This window comes from Paraburkholderia diazotrophica (assembly GCF_900108945.1).
Lineage (GTDB): Bacteria > Pseudomonadota > Gammaproteobacteria > Burkholderiales > Burkholderiaceae > Paraburkholderia > Paraburkholderia diazotrophica.
In genome coordinates this window covers 76,035-95,713 of record NZ_FNYE01000026.1, presented here as the reverse complement: position 1 = coordinate 95,713, position 19,679 = coordinate 76,035, and the positions used below count along the sequence as shown (strand labels likewise).

Annotated in this window: 13 protein-coding genes; 2 read left to right on the top strand and 11 right to left on the bottom strand. The window is 63.1% G+C overall.

Annotated features, from left to right (window positions below):
* Positions 1–130: 130 nt before the first annotated feature.
* Positions 131–1,876, bottom strand: coding sequence for an FAD-dependent oxidoreductase (locus BMW76_RS27100; RefSeq protein WP_090870824.1), 1,746 nt, complete (start codon positions 1,874–1,876; stop codon positions 131–133).
* Positions 1,877–2,131: 255 nt separating this feature from the next.
* Positions 2,132–2,797, bottom strand: coding sequence for a DapH/DapD/GlmU-related protein (locus tag BMW76_RS27095; protein ID WP_090870822.1), 666 nt, complete (start codon positions 2,795–2,797; stop codon positions 2,132–2,134).
* A gap of 200 nt (positions 2,798–2,997) precedes the next feature.
* Between BMW76_RS27095 and BMW76_RS27090 the strand changes: the two genes are divergently transcribed.
* Positions 2,998–3,702, top strand: coding sequence for a hypothetical protein (locus BMW76_RS27090; protein WP_090870820.1), 705 nt, complete (start codon positions 2,998–3,000; stop codon positions 3,700–3,702).
* 181 nt (positions 3,703–3,883) lie between these two features.
* Here BMW76_RS27090 and BMW76_RS27085 read toward each other — a convergent pair whose 3' ends face one another.
* The 9 genes from BMW76_RS27085 to BMW76_RS27045 all read right to left on the bottom strand — a co-directional run bounded on the left by BMW76_RS27085 (position 3,884) and on the right by BMW76_RS27045 (position 16,396).
* Complete coding sequence (locus BMW76_RS27085; protein ID WP_090870818.1) at positions 3,884–5,224, bottom strand: glycosyltransferase WbuB; 1,341 nt, start codon at positions 5,222–5,224, stop codon at positions 3,884–3,886.
* Positions 5,225–5,341: 117 nt separating this feature from the next.
* On the bottom strand, positions 5,342–6,484 hold the full coding sequence (locus BMW76_RS27080; protein WP_090870816.1) for a glycosyltransferase family 4 protein: 1,143 nt from the start codon (positions 6,482–6,484) through the stop codon (positions 5,342–5,344).
* A gap of 105 nt (positions 6,485–6,589) precedes the next feature.
* Complete coding sequence (locus BMW76_RS27075; RefSeq protein WP_090870814.1) at positions 6,590–7,573, bottom strand: GDP-L-fucose synthase family protein; 984 nt, start codon at positions 7,571–7,573, stop codon at positions 6,590–6,592.
* Between the two features lie 5 nt (positions 7,574–7,578).
* A complete protein-coding gene (gene gmd / locus BMW76_RS27070; RefSeq protein WP_090870812.1) occupies positions 7,579–8,706 on the bottom strand; it encodes a GDP-mannose 4,6-dehydratase in 1,128 nt (375 codons plus the stop codon).
* Positions 8,707–8,765: 59 nt separating this feature from the next.
* Entirely contained in the window at positions 8,766–10,988 is a 2,223-nt protein-coding gene (locus BMW76_RS27065) for a polysaccharide biosynthesis tyrosine autokinase (protein ID WP_090870810.1), read from the bottom strand.
* Positions 10,989–11,068: 80 nt separating this feature from the next.
* A complete protein-coding gene (locus BMW76_RS27060) occupies positions 11,069–12,208 on the bottom strand; it encodes a polysaccharide biosynthesis/export family protein (protein WP_090870809.1) in 1,140 nt (379 codons plus the stop codon).
* A 54-nt stretch (positions 12,209–12,262) separates the two neighbouring features.
* Positions 12,263–13,648: an undecaprenyl-phosphate glucose phosphotransferase gene (locus BMW76_RS27055; RefSeq protein ID WP_090870807.1), complete on the bottom strand. Its 1,386-nt coding sequence runs from the start codon at positions 13,646–13,648 to the stop codon at positions 12,263–12,265.
* A gap of 65 nt (positions 13,649–13,713) precedes the next feature.
* Complete coding sequence (locus BMW76_RS27050; RefSeq protein WP_090870805.1) at positions 13,714–15,318, bottom strand: mannose-1-phosphate guanylyltransferase/mannose-6-phosphate isomerase; 1,605 nt, start codon at positions 15,316–15,318, stop codon at positions 13,714–13,716.
* Between the two features lie 76 nt (positions 15,319–15,394).
* Entirely contained in the window at positions 15,395–16,396 is a 1,002-nt protein-coding gene (locus tag BMW76_RS27045) for a GlxA family transcriptional regulator (protein ID WP_090870803.1), read from the bottom strand.
* A gap of 866 nt (positions 16,397–17,262) precedes the next feature.
* On the opposite strand from BMW76_RS27045, the gene BMW76_RS27040 reads away from it, so the two are divergent.
* Positions 17,263–19,545, top strand: a complete 2,283-nt coding sequence (locus BMW76_RS27040) for a hypothetical protein (protein ID WP_245763402.1) — start codon at positions 17,263–17,265, stop codon at positions 19,543–19,545.
* The last annotated feature ends 134 nt before the right edge of the window (positions 19,546–19,679 follow it).

The following is a 19,679-nucleotide window of genomic DNA, read 5'->3' as shown; positions in this document are numbered from 1 at the left end:
CCACGCATCGCAAGAGGCTGCGCCCAGATAAAAAATCCCGCGACACCTGTCGCGGGATTTTTGCGTTCATATCCATATCCGTATTCGCTCGTCGAGCGCCCGCCTTAAAGCGAGCGCATGCCGCCGCCCCTTACACCGCCTCATTCCCCCCAGCCCGAACCAGCGACTGCGCCGCAATCGGCAGCGTGCTCACTTCGGGATTCGGCACGTTGCCGAATCGCGCGTTGGCGGCCTCGCCGATCGGCACCACGGTCGCCGTGTCGGGCTTGCCGAGCCGTTGCACGAGATGCGTGCTGAGCCGCAGCGCGAGCGCCGAGATTGTGATCGTCGGGAAGTTCGCCCCGACAGTCGGAAACACCGAACTGCCCGCGATATACAGATTGCTCACGCCGTGCATCTTGCAGTCGCGATCGACGACGCCCTCGCGCGGCGAATCGTGCATCCGCGTCGTCCCCATGTGATGCCAGGTGCCTTCGAGCTTCGCGGGCCACGACGTGCGTCCCGTCAGCGGCTCGTCGAGTTCGACCTCTCCGACGCCCGTCATCTTCAGCTCGTCGGCGAGCAGCTGGAACGTGCGGTCGAACGTGCGCTGCACGAGCTCCGTCAGCCGCCAGTCCACTTTCACGCGCGGCAGCCCGAGCCGGTCCTTGCGATCGGATAGCGTCACGCGGCTGTCGCGATTCGGCTCTGCTTCGACGATCGCCTGCAGCTTCACGTCGGATATCAGCGCGCGCAACTGCAACAGACGCGTCAGCCCGAAGCCGATCGTATCGATGGGATGCATGGCCATCGTCATGTAGTCGTCGCGCGCGCGCCGGCCCGGCTGCTCCTTGCGATGCAGCGCCTCGCGGCAGCGGATCAGCGCCTCCGATCCCGCACTGCCTTCGCCGAAGAAACGCGAGAAGAACCACACGCGCGAGTTGAGCAGCTTCTCGCGAATAATCACGTCCTGCGTCAGCGCGAACTGCGACGAGATTTGCTGTCCGTGCGCCGCGACGGCAGGGTTCTGATAGTGGTACTTGATGTCGTAAAGCTTGTTGCGCGCCCAATGCTTCGAGAACTTCACGGTGCCCGCCATCAGGCGCGGATGGTCCATGAAGAAGCGGCCGACCAGATCGTTTCCATTGCCGAGGCCCGCTGCCTGCACCTTGTTCGACGCGAGCAGAAGGCGCGCGTTTTCGATGCCGCCCGTCGCGAGCACGAAGAGCTTCGCGTTCATGCGGACGCGCTTGCCCGAGAGCGTCGCGATATCGACGCCCGTGACTTCCTTCGCTTCGCTGTCGGTGTCGATGTTCACCACGTTCGCGTACAGGAACACGCGCACGCGCTCCGAGCGACGCAGCACTTCGCGATACACCTTGCCGAAACGCACTGGCGGGCTGAACTGCGAGACGGTGTCGCGCACGTTGCCCGACACCAGCGGATAGCGGCGCACGTCGTGCCGGTTGATCTGCTGCTCCCACCATGCCGGGTCGAAATTGTCCGGGCCGAGCTTGAGCAGCGTGTGCGTGCGCTGATAGTACGGCGTGAGTTCGTCGAGGCCGAATGGCCAGCCGCTGTTCGCAACCCAGTCCTTTTTGTCGAAGTCCCAGGGATCGAGCGGCCGGCACCAGCCGCCCCAGCAATTGCTGCTGCCGCCGAGATAGCGGCTCCTGCAGCCGTCGGCGAATGTGTATGGGATGCCGACGTTGTCGCCGCGATAGAGATCGCGTGTGTCGTCGTCTGCCTTGTAGCCGCCGCTTTCGAGCAGGCAGCATTCGATGCCCGCGCGATCCAGTTCCATCGCGAGCGTGATACCCGCGACGCCTGCCCCGATGATGCATACCGTCGTCGACACAGCGACGCCCTCTTCGACACTGCGGGTATCGATAAACATCCCCTGCTCCCAGCCTTGTGTTCTGTTCGTACCTTCTACGGCCGTGTGCGACTCCGTCCGTTCTGGCCCCTCGCCGAGCCTGTGAGCCTGGCTCGTCGTGCAGCAACGCGTTGCAGGTTTGCGCCATCGCGGCGCGTCGCGGCAGGTAGTGATTTCCCCCAGCCGCGCATGCCTACGTAGGATGATGGCTCTGCGCTACGCCGTTCATCCGCCAACATCGCGCTTCCGGCAGACAGAGCATGCATACGATGCGCGTTATGTGGCCCCGCCCACATCCCCGTCGAAACGCTTGCGAATGAAGCGGCAAGGATTGCCCCCGTATACGCCTTCCGCGTCGAGCGAACGGTGCACGACCGACAGCGGCGTCACCACGGCCGATCGCCCGATCGTCACACCCATCTGCACGACGCACTTCGACGAGATCCACGCGCCGTCTTCGATGACGATCGGCGCGACGCGCAAATCCATGTTCGTTCGCATCTCATGCGAGCCTGCGCTCAGAAACGTGCCCTGCGAAATGCAGACGTTCGAGCCGATACGAATGGGTGCCTGGTTGTAGATCCACACATCGACGCCGAACCAGCAGTTGTCGCCGACCGTGAGATTCCATGGCGCTTTTACGCGCACGGGATGCACGAAGCGGCAGTTCGTACCGATCTTCGCGCCGAAGAGCCGCAGCAGCGCAACGCGCACCGACGATACGGGCAGCAGCTTGTTGTTGATCACGCAGGCTTCGACGAAGAACCAGATGAGCTCGGTGAGAAAACCGCGCGACGCGACGTAATTACCCTTGCCCGCGAGGCTCAGGTCGATCACGCGGCCCGTCGGCTGCGTCGCGGCGGCCGGCTCCGATGCGCGCGTTTCATGCAAGCCTTCCTTCTGCGCATCCTGGCCGATCGTGGAGCCGATCGTATTGTTCATACTCTTCTCCCGTGATGGAGCGTCGTCTCGTGTCCCGTCATCAGGCCGTCTGTCGCGCGCCCTTTCGTCATCGATTATCTTGTCCGTGCAGCGGCATGGATGATGGCTGGCCGCGCCAGGCGTAGTTTTGGCGGATCCATGCAGAGCGTCCGGTTCACCATGGAAGCAAACTTCGACGTTTGCACGGGAGGAAGACGACGATGGCTGCTCATCTTCATTCGCGACAACGCTTGCCGCTTGAATATCCGCTGCGCAGTGCGAATCGTTCGCGTGCGTGGCTGCAGTCGATCGCGCTCGCATCGGCGCTGCTGTCGAGCGTTGCGCTGATGCCGTGCGCGCATGCGCAGAACAACAACGCTGCACCCGGCAATGGAGCGAAGGCCGCCGCTGCAGCCAAAAACAATGCGAACGGCGCGCCTCCAAAGAAGACGGCCGCGCAGCGCACGCAAGAGGACGCGCAGCGTCTGCTCGGCGGTCCGAATGCATCGCTCGGCGGCTATGGAATGGACGGCGCGACACCCGATTCGGAACGCGAGTCGCTGCTGAACAGCGAACGCATGCGCGTCGCGAAGCCCAATACGCAGGGCGCGGGTGGCCCTGCCGCGGCGGGCGGTAACGGCGGCAATGGAGGCGCGGCAGGCGGCAAAGGCGCTGCGCCTGCCGTCGCCATCAAGCGGCCCGCGCGCGGCGGCGCGGCGGTGAACGGCGGTGCGGCAGTGAACGGTGCCGTTGGCGGCGCGGCAGTGAGCGGAGCCGTTGGCGGCGTCGCGGGCCCGGCTGGAGCGGCGGGACAGCGCGGCGGCGGTGCGACGGGTCCCGGCGATGCGGGCGTTGCCGCCAATGCCGTCTACGGCAACCCCTACATCAACAAAGGGGGACGCGAAATCTACCGGTCGCCTTGGTGAGCGTGTTCGCTGCATCGGTGTCAATCGACTCCACGTGACATGGAAAAACGAAGAGGCCGCATTCGAACTGCTTTCGTGACGTTCGAATGCGGCCTCTTCATTTCAGGCGTTTGAGGCGCTCGAACGCGTCCGTCGAAGGCGCGGCGCAATCAAAGCCGGCGCGGCGCTTCACTGCTGCGCTTCACTGCTGCACTTCACCTACTTTCGACTCGTCGACAGGCGCCGGCATAACGCCCCCGTTCGCTGCGGGTGCCGCGACGGATGGAGCCTCGGCAGGCGGACCCGCCGTCGTGGGCGTGCCCTCCCCCGTGAGCAGTGCGAGACGCGTATCGAGCGTCAACAGCGTCGAAATCGGCGAGAGCATCGTCTCGGCGTAACGCCGCCCCGCTGCGCCGAGCGCTGCACGCTGCGCGCCATCGCCGGCGAGCGCCGCAATCGCCTCGACGAGCGCGCCCGTATCCTCTGGCGGCACGATCACGCCGTTGTCCGCGACGGCTTCGTACAGTGCCGTGCCAGGGCGCGCCATCGCGATCACGGCGCGGCCGCTCGCGAGCATGCCCGTCAGCTTCGACGGCATCACGAGATCGGCGGCATCGCTGCGCTGAGGCAACACGTGAATGTCGGCGACGTTCAACAACTCGTTGAGCGACGACGCCGGCTGCAGCGGCAGGAAGCGGCAGTTGCGCAAGCCTTCGCAGCGCTTGACGAGATCCGCCCGCGCCGCGCCGCTGCCGCAGAACACGAAGCTGATGTCGTCGCGCGCGTCGAGCGCGGCGGCCGCCGCAGCAAGCGTCTCGATGCCCTGCTTCGCGCCCATGTTGCCCGAGTAGAGCACCACCGTATGGCGAGCCGGAATGCCGAGCGTCTCGCGATATTCGCTCGCGCGCTCGAGCGGAAAGATCGCGCGCGTATCCACCCAGTTGGGCAGGAACTCGGTCTTCTCCGTCTCGACGCCTTTGCCGACCGCGCGCTCGACCATCTGGCTAGAGATCGACGACACGACGTCGAAGCGCTTCAGAATCACGCGCTCGACCCAGTAGGCGAAGCGCGCCGCGCGCCCGCTTTTCAGCAGGCCGAGATCGAAGGCCGCGTCCACTTCGTAGTCCTGGATGTGCAGCCACGCCTTCGCACGCGTGACGCGCGCGAGCGCGAGCGCGCCGGGCGCGCACAGCATCGTCGGCGCGATCAGTATCACGGCGTCGGGGCGCCATGCGATCTGTCGTGCGAGCAGAGGCAGCGACGACAGCGCGAACGACGCCAGATGCACCATCCGCTTCAAGCCGCTTGGCCGCGCGGGCACCCATAGCGGCGCTCGCCAGATCCGCACGCCACGCATGACGTCGCGCGCGTAGCGCCACATCGAATAGCCTGCTGCGACTTTCCATTCGGGGTAGTACGGCGGTGCGCAGACTACGCGCACCTCGTGGCTGCATTCCGCCAGCATCTGTGCCATTTCGGCTGTGTATTTCCCCGTTCCCGAAAGCTCGGGCGCGTAATTGAGGCCATAGATCAAGATCTTCATATTTGACATCCACGTCGAATGCCCGTCATGCGGCAGCGGACGGCGCTACGCCTTCCAGCCACTACCTTGCGCGGCCACGGCGTGGTCAAGCCGTGGTGGGCGCGCAATCAATCGATCTCAATCGCTCAGCATCAGCGCGCAACCGCGCGCGATGTTGGCCGCGGCGGACGGCGGATCGAAACGCCGTATCACGTCCATGCAGCCGCGCGCCGTCGCTTCGGCGTCCGCGAATGCTTCCGTCGCTTTTAGAAGCGTGCGCTGCAGGCCCGCCGCATCGCCCGCGGTGAATGGATAGCCGCTCACACCGTCGTGCACGAGCTCCGGCACACAGCCGCAGCTCTCGCTGACGACAGTGGGACATCCATGCGCGAGCGCCTCGTTGACGACGAGCCCCCAGGGTTCGCTTCGGCTCGGCAGCACGAGACACGTCGCGCCGTAGTACTCGCGCGACAGCGGCTCGTCCTGCAGGCTGCCAACGAACGTAATCGCATCGTCCATGCCCAGCTCGCTGACCTTCTTGCGCAACCCGCCTTCGAGCGGCCCTGTGCCGACTATCCGCAATTGCGGATCGGGCAGGCGCTTCGCGATTCCCGCGAATGCGTCGATCAGCGTCGTGATGCCTTTCTCTTCGGACAGACGCCCGACGAACAGGAACACGTGCGGATTGCCCGCGCGATAGCGCAAACGCTCGGCAAGCGCACGTTCGGGCGAGAACGTGACGGGCAGCGCGGCCGCCTGGCATGGAATGAAAATCTTGTCGGCCTTCGCGCCGAGCGACATCAGATAGTCGCGGCTGCGTTCGCCGAAGCCGAAGTAGCCGTCGCACAGCGAGAAGAACACGCGCTTTGGAATCGACGTCAAGAGGCGCTTCGGACGATCGCGCGCCGTCGAGTCGCAGAACACGGCGCGCCGCTTGCCGCTGACGATGCACGCGGCGAGCATCGCCCAATACTCGGGCCGGTGATAGCCGGGCAATACGATCAGATCTGATCTGGCCTTCAGCACTTCCCATACGAGGCGCGCGGTGAGGCGCATCGTCGGGACATCCTCGTAGCAGCCGTCGAAAAGCTTGTGCATCGGATAACGGTGAAATGAATAATCGACGTCAGAAAAACCCAGCCGATCGTGCTCCGTGTCCGCGATCTGCACCATCGAATAGCGGATCGCACCCGCGGCCGAAATGCTATGCAATGCGGAGAACACGGCGCCCTTATGCCGTGACCACACGACGTTATGAAAAATCGTGACTGACGCATCCATTTCTTACAGTCCTCATTCGGTCGAAACTGTCGACTGCCCTGGAAAAAAGAACGGACGTCGCCTTAATCCCGGTCCCAGGCAACGTCCGTCACCAGGAACGGTACTTCAGGCGCGCGCAGCCATCTCAAACGAAGGCGTGGCGAATTTCTCCTCGTGCTTCTCCTCGTACTGTGCAACAAACTCCCTATACGTATTGCCGATTCCTTCGACAAGGCCGATGCTCGCGCGCCAGCCCATTTCCGCCAGCCGCGAAACGTCGAGCAGCTTGCGCGGCGTGCCATCCGGCTTGCTCGCGTCGAACTGCAACTCGCCTTCGAAACCGACCACTTCGCAGATCGTCTCGGCCAGCTCGCGGATGCTCAGGTCTTCTCCGACACCGACGTTGAAGACACCCGTGTTCACATCGTGCTCGAGCACGAAGAGCGTCGCCGCCGCGAGATCGTCGACGTGCAGGAACTCGCGCCGCGGCGTGCCGCTGCCCCACACAGTCAACGTCGAATCGCCGTGCAGGCGCGCCTCGTGCGCCTTGCGGATCAGCGCGGGCAGCACATGGCTGTTCTTCAGGTCGTAGTTGTCGTTCGGCCCGTACAGGTTGGTCGGCATCAGCGCGACGTAGCGCGTGCCGTACTCGCGGTTGTACGCGTCGCAGAGCTTGAGACCCGCGATCTTCGCGATCGCGTACGCGTCGTTGGTCGGCTCCAGTTCGGAGGTCAGCAGATACGCTTCGCGAATCGGCTGCGGGCACATCTTCGGATAGATGCACGACGAGCCAAAGAACACGAGCCGGTCGACATTCGCGCGATAGGCCGCGTGAATCACGTTGGTTTCGATCACGAGGTTCTCGTAGAGAAACTCGCCCGGCTGTGTCGCGTTCGCGAGAATGCCGCCGACGCGCGCCGCCGCGAGCAGCACGACGTCGATCTGTTCGCTCGCGAAGAAGCGGTTCACGGCTGCCTGATCGGTCAGATCGAGCTCGGCATGCGTGCGCGTGACGAGATTGCAATAGCCACTCGCCTGGAGCTTGCGCACGAGCGCCGAACCGACCATCCCGCGATGTCCTGCGACATAGATGCGTGCGTTCTTGTCCATGGCCGTCACTCGTGATGTTCCAGCGCCTTGAAGCCGGCCAGTGTGACGAGCGCATCGCGCCGCGCGATCTGATAGTCCGATACCACCATTTCCTTGACGAGCGACTCGAACGGCGTCACCGGCTGCCAGCCGAGCTTCTGATGCGCCTTCGACGGATCGCCGAGCAGCGTCTCCACTTCCGTCGGGCGGAAGTAGCGCGGATCGACGCGCACGATCACGTCGCCTGGCTGCACGCGCATATCGCTGCGATGACGGCGCTCGACATGCTCGACGATGCCCACTTCATGCACGCCGTTGCCTTCGAAGCGCACGGTGATCCCCAGTTCGGCCGCCGCGTGCTGCACGAATTCGCGCACGCTGTACTGCACGCCCGTCGCGATCACGAAGTCTTCGGGGGCTTCCTGTTGCAACATCATCCATTGCATTTCGACGTAGTCGCGAGCGTGTCCCCAATCGCGCAGTGCGGACAGATTGCCGAGATAAAGCTCGTCCTGCAGGCCGACCGCGATGCGCGCGATCGCCCGCGTGATCTTGCGCGTGACGAACGTTTCGCCGCGCACGGGCGACTCGTGATTGAACAGAATGCCGTTGCATGCATAGATGCCGTACGCTTCGCGATAGTTGACGGTCGTCCAGTACGCGAACAGCTTCGCGACAGCGTAGGGGCTGCGCGGATAGAAAGGCGTCGTCTCGCGCTGTGGCACTTCCTGCACGAGGCCGTAGAGCTCCGACGTCGAAGCCTGATAGAAGCGCGTCTTCTTCTCGAAGCCGCAGATGCGGATCGCTTCGAGCAGACGCAGCGTGCCGAGACCATCGGCGTTGGCCGTGTATTCGGGTTCCTCGAACGATACGGCGACATGGCTTTGCGCCGCGAGGTTATAGACTTCATCCGGTTCGACGCGCTGGATGATGCGCAAGAGACTCGTCGAATCAGTCAGGTCGCCATGATGCAGTTGCAGGCGTTGGTCCGGGTCATGTACGTCCCGGTAGAGGTGGTCGATGCGGTCCGTGTTGAACAACGATGAGCGGCGCTTGATTCCATGGACTTCGTAACCCTTGTCTATCAACAGCTCTGCCAGGTATGAGCCGTCCTGGCCGGTGATGCCCGTAATCAAGGCAACCTTGTGAGTCATTACGTTCTCCTGATGAATGACGTCGGACCACGACGCGATCCGACGCACAGGAACAGCGTTTAGCCTGCGATACTCTCGTAACCGTAGTAGCCGCCGCGATAGCCGGAGCCAATGAATGCGCCCGCCTGCGGTACGTCGGTCAACAAGACCCCCTGCAAATTCACGCCGCCATTACGCAGACGTTTCGCGGTCTCCGCGAGCTCGCCTACCGGATGGCGTCCGTGACGAATCACGAGCAATGTCGTCCCCACGTGCTTGCCGATCACGGTCGAGTCGGTGACGGCGAGTACGGGTGGCGTATCGATGATGATCAGGTCGTACTGCTTCTTGAGTTCCTCGAGCATCGTTTCGAACCGCTTGCTCATCAGCAGTTCGGACGGATGCGAGGGCAATGAGCCCTTGGTCAGCACATCGAGACCCGGCAGCACTTCGCGCTGGATCGACGATTGCAGATCGCCGCCGCGCAGCACGTCGGACAGGCCCGGCTGATGCTGCAGGCCGAAGTGCGAGTGCACGTCTCCGCGCCGCATGTCGCCGTCGATCACCAGCGTGCGCTTGTTCACGGACGCGACGAGCGCCGACAGGTTCACCGACAGGAACGACTTGCCCGCATCGGGACGCGAGCCCGTCAGCATGACGACGTTGCTCTGGCTGTCTTCGACGGTCAGCTGCAGCGAGGTGCGCAAGTTGCGCACGCCCTCGACGGCGATATCCTGCGGCGCCTGTTCGGCGAGCACGTGCAGGCCGCGCCGGCGCATCATCACGTCCTGCTGCAGGCGTATCTGCTGCTCGCTGCGCGGCACGACGGCAAACACGGGCACGCCCAGCGCGGCTTCGAGTTCGTCCGGACGTTCGACGCCGCCATACAGCGTCTTGCGCACGAACGCGAACACGATGCCGATAAAGAGGCCCGCGCCGAAGCTGATCAAAATCACGATCAGGCGCTTCGGACGCACAGGGTCGTCGGCTGCTTCAGCGAAATCGACGATGCGCACGTCGCCCACCTGGCCCGCCTTCGCGATGCGCAGTTGCTGCGCGCTATTCAGCAGGTTCGTGTACAGCTCGGTATCCACATGCACGTCGCGCAACAGGCGCAGCGCCGTCTGCTCGGTATCGGGCAGCGACTGCACGCTCTTGCCCATCGTCGCGAGATTGCCTTGCAGCGATCTGATCTGCGCGTCGAGCGCCGCCACGGCCGGGTGATTCGCCGTGAAGCGCTGCGACATCTCCGCGCGCTGCGTCTGCAGATCGACGAGCTTGGTCTTGTTGTCGACGATCTGTTGCAGCAGCAACCGGCTTTCTTCGCTCAGATCGACGGTGCCGTGCTGGTTGCGGAATGTGTTGTAGCGTTGCTCGGCGGCGTCGAGTTCCTTGCGCAACTGCGGCAATTGCTGATCGAGGAACGCGAGCATATGCTCGGCTTCCGACGAGCGGCTCTCGATGTCCTGGCGGATGAACTCGCGCGCCATGTTGTTCATGATGTCGGCCGTGAGCTTCGGATCGCTGCCTTCGAGGCTCGCGCGAATCACGCCCGACTGCAGCGTCGACTCGGCGACCTCCATCGACTTCTGCAAGCGTTCGACCGTCGTCAGCGTCGAGCCGCGCGTCATGTCGTAGCGCGTTCCCGGGGCGCCGACGAGCGCATCGACGCGCAGTGCGATCGGGCCGACGGGCGTCTCGCGCACGACGTTTTCGCCGACATGCCCTTCGAGAATCGCGACGCCGTCAGGACTGTTCAGCACGAAGTCGCCGTTCTGTCCGGCGATCAGCGTGAAGTCCTTGTCGTACATATCCTTTGCGGTGTCGAACCGCGACACCTTGATGCTTTCATTGCCCCACGCGTAGCTCGGAAGCTGCAGCGACGGCGGCAGCCTGAAGCCCCACTTGCCATTCATCAGCGGGGCAAGCAGCCCGCCGACGAACGGCAGTGTGTGGGGGCGTGCGGCAATATCGAGGTGCAACGCCTTGACCGTCTCCTCGGTCACGAGCCGCGACTTCATCAACTCGATCTCCGCGGCCGTCGACGGCTTCGTATCGAACATGCCCGTCAGCGGTTGAAGGCCGTCCTGCTTGTTGTTATCGGCCTTGTCCACCACATGAAAAAGAACATCCGCGCGATACACGGGCGTCGCCAGAAACGCGTAGGCGGTGCCCAGCGCCGTGATGGCCAGCGTAATCAACAGAATCGACTTCCAGTTCGCAACGATAGCCTGCAGATAATCTGTCAGGTGCATCTCATCCGAACTGACGTCCGTATAGCGATTGTCAAAGTTGATAGCCATTTGCGTGATCCATCAAGTAACCACACTGTCGGAAGCATTGCGTTGCTGCACCCCGTTATTGCACGACGCATTCGTCACCCTTACTTCGCGAGCAATGCAGCCGTCACGCCAGCATTGATTGCAGGCAACAGCAGCGACAGCACGCGGTTGAATTTCACGAGACCGTTGTTGTCGACGTACACCACGTCCTTCGGCTCAAGATTGAACTGGTTCGCAAGCACCATCGAAGTGGGCGACGTCGCGTCCAGGTGATAGATCTGGGGCTTGTCGCTCATCGAATTGCGGATCACGAACGTCTGCTTCGCGTAAGCCGTGTTCGGGTTGAGACTGCCCGCCTGCGACAACGCTTCGGCAAGCGTCAGACGGCCGTCGCGCATCGGCAGGATCGTCGCCGGCTTGTTGACTTCGCCCATCAGGTAGATGCCGTACTCGTCGCGCGACCCGACCCGCAGCAGGTCGCCGCCCTGCAGATAGAGTTGCGTCGGAGCGCGACCCGCCCTGATGAGGCCCGGCACGTTGATTTCATACGTACGGCCGTCACGCACGAGTTCGACATGACTCTGATCGGCATTTGGCGTGAAGCCGCCCGTGCGGTTGATCGCTTCCGTCAGCGACATCGGAATATCGTTGACCTGCGCGGGCCCCGGCGCATGCACTTCGCCATCGACATAAACCTGCGCCGCACGGAAGGCGGCGACACGCACCGTCACTTCAGGCTTCTGAAAGACGACGCTCAGCTTGCGATACAGCTCTTTCTGCACCGTCGCTGCATCTTTTCCGCCCACGTGGATCGTGCCTGCATACGGGAACTGGATATTGCCCTCGGCGTCGACGAGAAAGCCGATGCCCGGATCGCTCTTGCTGCTCGAAGGCGATGGCTGGCCGAGCGCGGCCGCCAGCTCAGGGTGATCCCACACGGTGATCTGCAGCACGTCACCCGGGCCGAGCTTGTAGGTGGGCGCCTTGGGGCTGAACAGCGACGCGATCTGCTGATCCACTTGCGTCGCCTGCCCGTTCATCGTGCGCACGAGTTTCAGGTTGATATCGGTGATGGGAATCTGCACGTTCTGTTCGGGTTCGCTGCTGTACTCGCCGCCCGTCTCGGGCAGCGTGGGAGGTGATTCGAACCGTTGTCCGGGCACGATGCTGCAGGCAGAAAGCAGCATCACGGACATCGACAGCACCAGCGGCGCGCACACGCTTATTCGTTTGTGGTTCATGACATTTCCTCCTTGCAGGGGAGCTTGATCCTTGTTCATTGACTTGCCCCCATCTCAGTACGCGTTGGTATGAATGAAGCCCTTGACGATCGTGGCGCCGATGATTCGCATGTCGAGCCAGAAGGTCCAGTGCCCCAGGTAATACAGATCGTGCGCGACGCGCCGCTCCATCTTTTCGATGCGGTCGGTTTCGCCGCGAAAGCCGTTGATTTGAGCCCAACCTGTGATACCCGGCTTGATCCTGTAGCGATGGATATAGCCGGCCACGACCTTCTGATACAGATCGTCGTGTTCGAGTGCGTGGGGGCGCGGCCCAACCACGGACATGTCGCCGCGCAGCACGTTGAAGAACTGCGGCAGCTCATCGAGACTCGTGCGGCGCAGGAACGCGCCGATCCGGGTGATGCGCGGATCGTTGCGGGTCGCCTGGCTGACCTTGCCGGCTTCCTCTTTGTGCACACGCATCGAACGGAATTTATAGATTGTGAAAACGCGACCATCAGCCCCCTTACGTTTCTGCCTGAAAAAAACGGGACCGGGCGACGTCACCTTGACGGCAATTGCGATCGCGATCAAAAGCGGCGCGAGGCCGATGATCGCGCAAGCGGCGAACACCCGGTCGAATAGATCCTTCTTGAAGAGCGCGCGCGACGACAGCGGCGACGCGACGAGGTTGATCGCAGGCACCCCGAGAAGCTCGATCACGCTGCTGGTGTCGAACAGCGCAAGGCTGCGCACGTCCGGCATGAAGCGGATGTTCACGAGATCATTGCGAAACTCGGTGACGATGCGAAAGATCGTGCGCTCGTCGGTGAGCGACAGCGCGAGCCATAGCTCGTGCACGTCGTTGCTGCGTACGTACTCGGCGAAAGCCTGCTGCGAGTCGAAGCAGTTCACGCGCGGATTCGTCAGCGGCGACTCTTCGGGATGCGTGTTCAGCACGGCCGTCGCGCGAAAGCCGGTGGCCGGCTGCGATTCGATGCGGCGCAGGATCTGGTCACAGTGGCCGCCGCTGCCGACGATCGCCACCTGATGCAGGTTCCAGCCGGCGCGGCGCGCGCGCGCGAGCACCGCGTGCGCAATCAGCCGCCACGCGATCAGCAGGCCGCCCGCCATCGCCGTCCAGTACGCGAACCACAGCCGCGAGACAATGTCGATGCGGTGCAACGAATACATCAGCGCAAGCGCGCAGCCCTGCACGACGAGCCACGCGAGCGCGACCTGTCCGGCGAGCGCGAGCTTCGAGCGGCCACGCCAGGACTCATAGACTCCGAACGCAGGGAACATCGCGAGCGCGAAGGCCCCCGAGAAAAGGACAAATGCGTCGTAGAACCCTCGCTGCGAGAATTCATCGAAGCGGATCTGCGATGCCACGGCGGCGCCGAGGAGGATCAGCGCCACGTCTGCAACCCGCGCAAAAAAGTCCTGTAAATCCCGCATATCAGTCACCCTGCCATTCGTCGTTCGTTGCGTGTCGTCCGGGTGTTGCGCATTTCGGCGCCGCGCTAGGTCGCCGCGGTAGTCGGGCCATGCCCCGTGCCCTGACTTTCGTCCTGGTCCTGTGTGTGGCTTTCGCCGTGCGACTGGCTCTGGCCTTGCGTCGGACCGCAGCGCCCATACGTGTCGTCGAAGCGCACGATGTCGTCTTCGCCCAGATACGAACCCGACTGCACCTCGATGATTTCGAGCGGCACCTTGCCGGGGTTTTCCAGCCGATGCCGCACGCCGAGCGGGATGTAGGTCGATTCATTTTCACTGAGCAAAAACTGCTCCTCGCCTCGCGTGACGAGCGCCGTGCCGCGCACGACGATCCAGTGCTCCGCGCGATGGTGATGCAGCTGCAGCGACAGCTTGGCCCCTGGCGTGACCACGATGCGCTTGACCTGGAAGCGGTCGCCGTGATCGATCGAATCGTAGAAGCCCCACGGACGGCGCACCTTGCGATGCGCGTCGGCCTCGGGCGCCTTTTGCGCCTTGATGCGCGCGACGAGCCCCTTCACGTCCTGCACGCGCGAGCGATCGGCGACGAGCACGGCGTCCGCCGTTTCGACGACGATCACATTCGTCGTGCCGACACACGCGACAAGCCGCCCTTCGGAATGCGCGTAGCTCGTGACGGCGCCTTCGAACATCACGCGGCCGCGTCCCACGTTGCCCGCTTCGTCCTTCGGCTGTGCGGCCCACACGGCGTCCCACGAGCCGAGATCGGACCAGCCCGCGTCGAGCGGAACGACGACGCCCGTCGATGTCCAGCCCGCCGACACGTTCAGTCGCTCCATCACTGCGTAGTCGATCGAATCGGCGGGCGAACGCGTGAACGCGTCCGCGGCGGGACGGAAGGTCGTGCCTTCGAACTGCCCTTGCACGAACGCCGCGCAACACGCGGCGTGCATGTCGGGCTGAAGCGATTGCAGCGTCGCGAGCCACACGCTCGCGCGCATCACGAAGATGCCGCTGTTCCACCAGTACGTGCCTGCCGCAACGTATTGCCGCGCGAGCTCGGCAGCGGGCTTTTCGACGAAGCCGTCGATCTCGCGCGCTTCGCCATCCAGCTTCCTGCCGACGCGGATATAGCCGAAGCCCGTCTCGGGCCCGCGCGGAGGCACGCCGAGCGTCGCAATCGCGCCGCGCTGCGCATGGCGCGCGGCAATCTCGATCGCCCGCTGCAACGCGGGCACATCGGCGATCGAATGATCGGACGGCATCACGACGAGAATCGCGTCATCGCCGTTCGCGCACGCGAGCGCGGCCGCGAGCGTGAGAGCGGGCGCCGTATCGCGCCGCGCCGGCTCGACGACGAGCCGCGGCGTGCAGCCGTTGCACGTCAGCTGTTCGGCGATCACGAAGCGATGCTCTTCGCCGCACACGACGATGGGCGCGCTCGACACATCCCAGCCTGCAGGAAAACCCTCCATGCGGTGAACGGTGTCCTGCAACAGCGATTCCGAACCGACCACGCCGATCAGTTGCTTCGGAAAGTGTTCACGCGACATCGGCCACAGCCGGGTGCCCGATCCGCCCGCCAGTATCACCGGCACGATGTGCGCGCAGTCCGGCAACGCACTTGCCGGCGCCGCTGCATTCGTCGGATTTTTCTGGTCGACTGTCATGTACGCACTCCTTAATGTCTGCCATTGATGGCCAGGCATGCCCACCTGAAACGCGTTCTCAGATCGCGGCCGGCGTTCAGATGCCGGCTTCGCGCCGGGTCTTCATCCGGTATTCCGTCGGCGAGACTTTCATCCGCTTGCGGAAGATCTTCGCGAGGCGATCGCCGTTGCCCATTCCCGTGCGCCGCGCGATCTTGTCGACGGGCAGTTCGGAGTCGGTCAACAGGCTGCAGGTGATCGCGAGCCGTGCGTGCAGCAGGTAGTCGGACGGAGTGACGCCTACTTCCATCTTGAAGCGGCGCAGGAAATTGCGTTCGCTCATCGCGGCCACCTGGGCCGCGTCCGCGATCGAAATCGACCGCTGGCAGTTCTCCTGTAGCCAGCGCGCTGCCGCGCGCACCTTGTCCGCGGGGCTGCGGCCCGTGCTGTCGCCCAGCAGCGACATCAGGCTGTCGCCCGCATCGGGCATCAGACGTTCGGCCACGTTGCGCGCTACGTCGATGCCGAGATCGCGCTTGATCAGCATCAGCGCGCTCTTCATCGATTCGAGACGATCGTTCGCTTCGTTGCCGTTTTGCTCGTCGCGCTCTTCGCGCACGCTGTAGCTGCCGAAATCGCGTTGCTGTACGCCGTTGATGCATGCCGCTTCGAGCAGCGCGCGCCCTTCGCCGATCGGACGCACGGTGCTCGTGTTCGCATGAACGCGCCGCAGCCACGCAATGAGCCGTTCGTCGCGGGACGCGCTGCGCGCACCCTTGCCGCCCGCCACGAACAGCGCATCGAATCCCATGTAATGCCGCGCATCGAGCCCGTCCGTCCAGACGCGAATCGATGACGAGCACGTGATGTTGCCACCCGAGGCCGACAGGAAACTGACGTCGTAGGTCCAGCCGTGGCTGGCGGATGACGCCAGTTCGTTAGCTGCGTGAAAGACCTCCGCGACGATCCCCGCGCCAAGGAGGGAGCAACCGTCAAACAACAAAATAGCAATGTGGCGAGTGGCGGCTGCGTAGTGCGCGCTGCGCTCAGGCGCTCGTACCCAGCCTACCATTGGAGTTTCCATACTTGCATACGCCATGACTCTTCCCCCTTGACCTTCCGGCGTGGAAAGAACTAGTTAAATCCAAGCGATGTGCAGTGCATCATACGCATTAAAAAAACAATCCCGGCGGACAGTGACTGAAACTGACGATGTATTGGCGTATTCGGTCCGATTGCTGATCGAAGCCTTTCAGCCTGAATTTGACAGTCACATATAGCCAAATTAATTGGCTTACGTGCCGGCGAACGAATTCGCCATTTCATATCACAAATGGAGCGCTCCCGGCTCCGCCCCGCCAGGCTTGACACAAAGCATTACAATTTGTTGCAATTACTGGACCACCTCACGGCAGAACAGCAATTTTTTCAGAGTTGCTTTAGTGCCTGTAATAATTACTCGAAAGCCGCCTATTCCTCCTCTGACTGGCATTTTGCTAATACGAAATTAAAGCTCTATTAATATGATGAAAAACGCAGCTCGCAATGCTCAGATTACGAATTATAAGAAGACGAAAACAGCCTCGAATAATTAATTCTTTTCGTCTTTAGATTCGCCCATAAATAAAACCGTTAATGTTTCAAAATAGAAACATTAAAGCCGGATAAAGGGCACCGCAGCGCCGGCGAGACAGGATAAAGAGACGATTTTGGCCGGCTCTTGCCGGTCCCCGTCCAACGCGCAAAGGCCTGTTGTCCGGTCGCTGGGCCTTATGCGACGCGGATAATGTGCATTAGGCGAACGCCGCCATTAGCAAGCGTCGCGACGACGCAACATTCGCATTCATCCGCCAGTGAAGTTGCGCACCCAGACTAAAGAACGTCCAATTTGTGCTAGACGCGCGGTGTAATCTTGGTCGCTCGAATGCGTACCCAGTGATCCATACCGTCATGGGGAGGGAAAGAATGACTGATGGCGACGAATCGCCCGGCAAAAGATACGGACCCTCGCTGAAGCGGATCGCTGATGCGCTCGATATGTCCCTCGTGATGCGCGCGTCGCTGCTTGCCGCAGGGGTCGCGATGGCGAGCAGCTGCGACAGGGCCTCGGCCGATAGCGCGCAAGATCCGACCTGGACGAAATGCGCCGATGAGCACGGCACCTGCTCGTTCAGCGGCACGCGCGACGTCCGTTATGGCACGCAAGCGCGTAATATCGTCAAAACGCTGACCAACGGCACTGCATGCGACAACGGCGTATTCGACGATCCGGCGCCCGGCGAAGAGAAGCAGTGCTGGATTTCAACAGGCAACAGCGCAACGGGTGCGTCCGGCGCTGCTGCGAAAGCCAGCGCGACACCCGCTACGCCGCCTCGCGCTACGACCGACAACGATGCCACGCAAGCGAGAGCGCAACCTTACTCGAACCGCGCTCAGGCACTCCGCTGCAACGCTTCACCGGACGTCGCGGCGGTGAATCCGCAAGGCGGTCTCATCGAAGCCGACACACCAGACAGCAACGGTACGCGTCTTTTTACGCTCGATCGTTCGTTCCGCGTCGCCATCACGACCCGCGCATCGCGCAACGACAAGCTCGCCTGGCAGATCCGCGATGCGTGGGGTAGCGTGCAGGCAAGCGGCGCGTACGAGGTCGCGCAAGGCGCGCGTCAGGTCACGCTGACTTGCACGTCGACGCTTGCGGGCTACTTCGCGTTGTCCGCCTCGCTCGAACACGAGCATGGACGGTTGCCCGCGCGCGGCACGCGCCCCGAAGGTATCGCCACGTTCGGCGTGCTGCCCGATGTGTCGGCGAGCGTGCCGCCCGTGCATTTCGCGCGCGCGGACCTGCATCGCTTCGGCGGCCAGGGCACGGCGTTCGTCGCGCCGGGACAGCACTGCTGCGATGGCGACGGCTATCGTCCTCTGTATCCGCAGCTCGGCCTCACGTGGGTCAACGACAACCGCAATTGGTATACGGAAGAGCCGGACCGCGCGAACACGTTCAATCCCGCCACCGCGCGACTCGCGCCGTGGTTCCGCAAAGGCGACCTGCTGCGACTGATCCAGCTCGACGGCTTTCCTGGCTGGGCGAGTCCAACAGGCAAGCAGACGCACAGCTATCTGCCGAAATCGACGGGCGCATTGCGCGAGTACATGCAGCGCGTCGGCACCGAATCGAGCCGCGTGCGAACGACAGTCTTTGCGGCGCAGTCGAGCAACTACTATCAGGTCACGTGGGAGCCCGACGCAGGAGGCGGCCTGCCGTGGAAAGACACCGACGCAAATTTCGTCGAACTATACAAGACGGTGTACGAAGGCATCCACGCGACCGATCCGAATGCCGTCGTGATGGGGCCGACGTATGGCTCCGTGACGGGCAATATCGAATCGCTCAGGCGCCTCGCGCCGCTCGGCCTGCCGAAGTACCTCGACGGCATCGCGATTCACGGCTACTACGATCCGAACGGCCCCAGCCCATCGCATCCGCCCGAGCGCCTGATGAACGCCAGCGATCCGCAGCAGGCTCAATACGCGCTGCCGACCTCGATGCGCGCGCTACGCCGCTTGATGGCCGCCGAATACAAGCCGGGCGCGAAACTCTTCGCGACGGAAACGGGCATCAGCTACGACGTCGGCGAACAATACGGCCCGCACTATCCGACTGGCGACGTGCTGTACGCGCAAGGCGCCGTCGTCGCGCGCACGCATCTGATCCTGCTCGGCGAAGGCGCGGACATGACCTACATCTTCTATTCGAACGACACGCCCGATGCGACGCCGGGCTACGGCGTGTTCTTCGACCTCGATCATCCGAAAGGCGATTTCGGTCCGGGCGCGATCAGTCCGAAGCCCGCGGCGCTCGCGGTCGCGGCGATGACGCGGCTGATCGACGGCACGGCTACGCTCGGTCCCGTCAAGCGCACGCCCGCCGGCGTCTATGCGTACGCGTTCCAGCGGCTGAACGGCGGCAAGATCATCACGGCCGCGTGGACGCACGACAACGCGAAGTGGAACAAGTCGACGCATTTCGATCCGAAGGCGGGCGTGTCGTGGCGTCTGCAAGTGGACGCGCCCGGCACTTCGGGCAAGGTGACGGTGTTCGACATGATGGGCAATCCGTCGAGCGTGTCTTATCAGGACGGCTATGTGACGCTCGCGCTGACGGAGACGCCTGTCTATGTGGTGTCGTCGAATGCGACCGTCACGAAGGCGAACGTCACGACGCCGGCGGGCTATATCGCGCCTTGATGCAAGCCATGATGCAAGCCATGATGCAAGCCTCGATGCAAGCCGTGATGCGCATGTGACGCGTGCCGTCCGCGCGCACCACGCACGCGGATTTGTCCACACGTGACGGGATTTAGGCGTGAGACGACAGAACC

What these genes read in the sequence shown, in the direction of transcription:
- BMW76_RS27065 (WP_090870810.1), bottom strand. Translation starts at nt 10,988, where the DNA reads ATGGCTATCAACTTTGACAATCGCTATACGGACGTCAGTTCGGATGAG.
- BMW76_RS27075 (WP_090870814.1), bottom strand. Translation starts at nt 7,573, where the DNA reads ATGGACAAGAACGCACGCATCTATGTCGCAGGACATCGCGGGATGGTC.
- BMW76_RS27055 (WP_090870807.1), bottom strand. Translation starts at nt 13,648, where the DNA reads ATGCGGGATTTACAGGACTTTTTTGCGCGGGTTGCAGACGTGGCGCTG.
- gmd (WP_090870812.1), bottom strand. Translation starts at nt 8,706, where the DNA reads ATGACTCACAAGGTTGCCTTGATTACGGGCATCACCGGCCAGGACGGC.
- BMW76_RS27095 (WP_090870822.1), bottom strand. Translation starts at nt 2,797, where the DNA reads ATGAACAATACGATCGGCTCCACGATCGGCCAGGATGCGCAGAAGGAA.
- BMW76_RS27090 (WP_090870820.1), top strand. Translation starts at nt 2,998, where the DNA reads ATGGCTGCTCATCTTCATTCGCGACAACGCTTGCCGCTTGAATATCCG.
- BMW76_RS27100 (WP_090870824.1), bottom strand. Translation starts at nt 1,876, where the DNA reads ATGTTTATCGATACCCGCAGTGTCGAAGAGGGCGTCGCTGTGTCGACG.
- BMW76_RS27080 (WP_090870816.1), bottom strand. Translation starts at nt 6,484, where the DNA reads ATGGATGCGTCAGTCACGATTTTTCATAACGTCGTGTGGTCACGGCAT.
- BMW76_RS27060 (WP_090870809.1), bottom strand. Translation starts at nt 12,208, where the DNA reads ATGAACCACAAACGAATAAGCGTGTGCGCGCCGCTGGTGCTGTCGATG.
- BMW76_RS27045 (WP_090870803.1), bottom strand. Translation starts at nt 16,396, where the DNA reads ATGGCGTATGCAAGTATGGAAACTCCAATGGTAGGCTGGGTACGAGCG.
- BMW76_RS27085 (WP_090870818.1), bottom strand. Translation starts at nt 5,224, where the DNA reads ATGAAGATCTTGATCTATGGCCTCAATTACGCGCCCGAGCTTTCGGGA.
- BMW76_RS27050 (WP_090870805.1), bottom strand. Translation starts at nt 15,318, where the DNA reads ATGACAGTCGACCAGAAAAATCCGACGAATGCAGCGGCGCCGGCAAGT.
- BMW76_RS27040 (WP_245763402.1), top strand. Translation starts at nt 17,263, where the DNA reads ATGACTGATGGCGACGAATCGCCCGGCAAAAGATACGGACCCTCGCTG.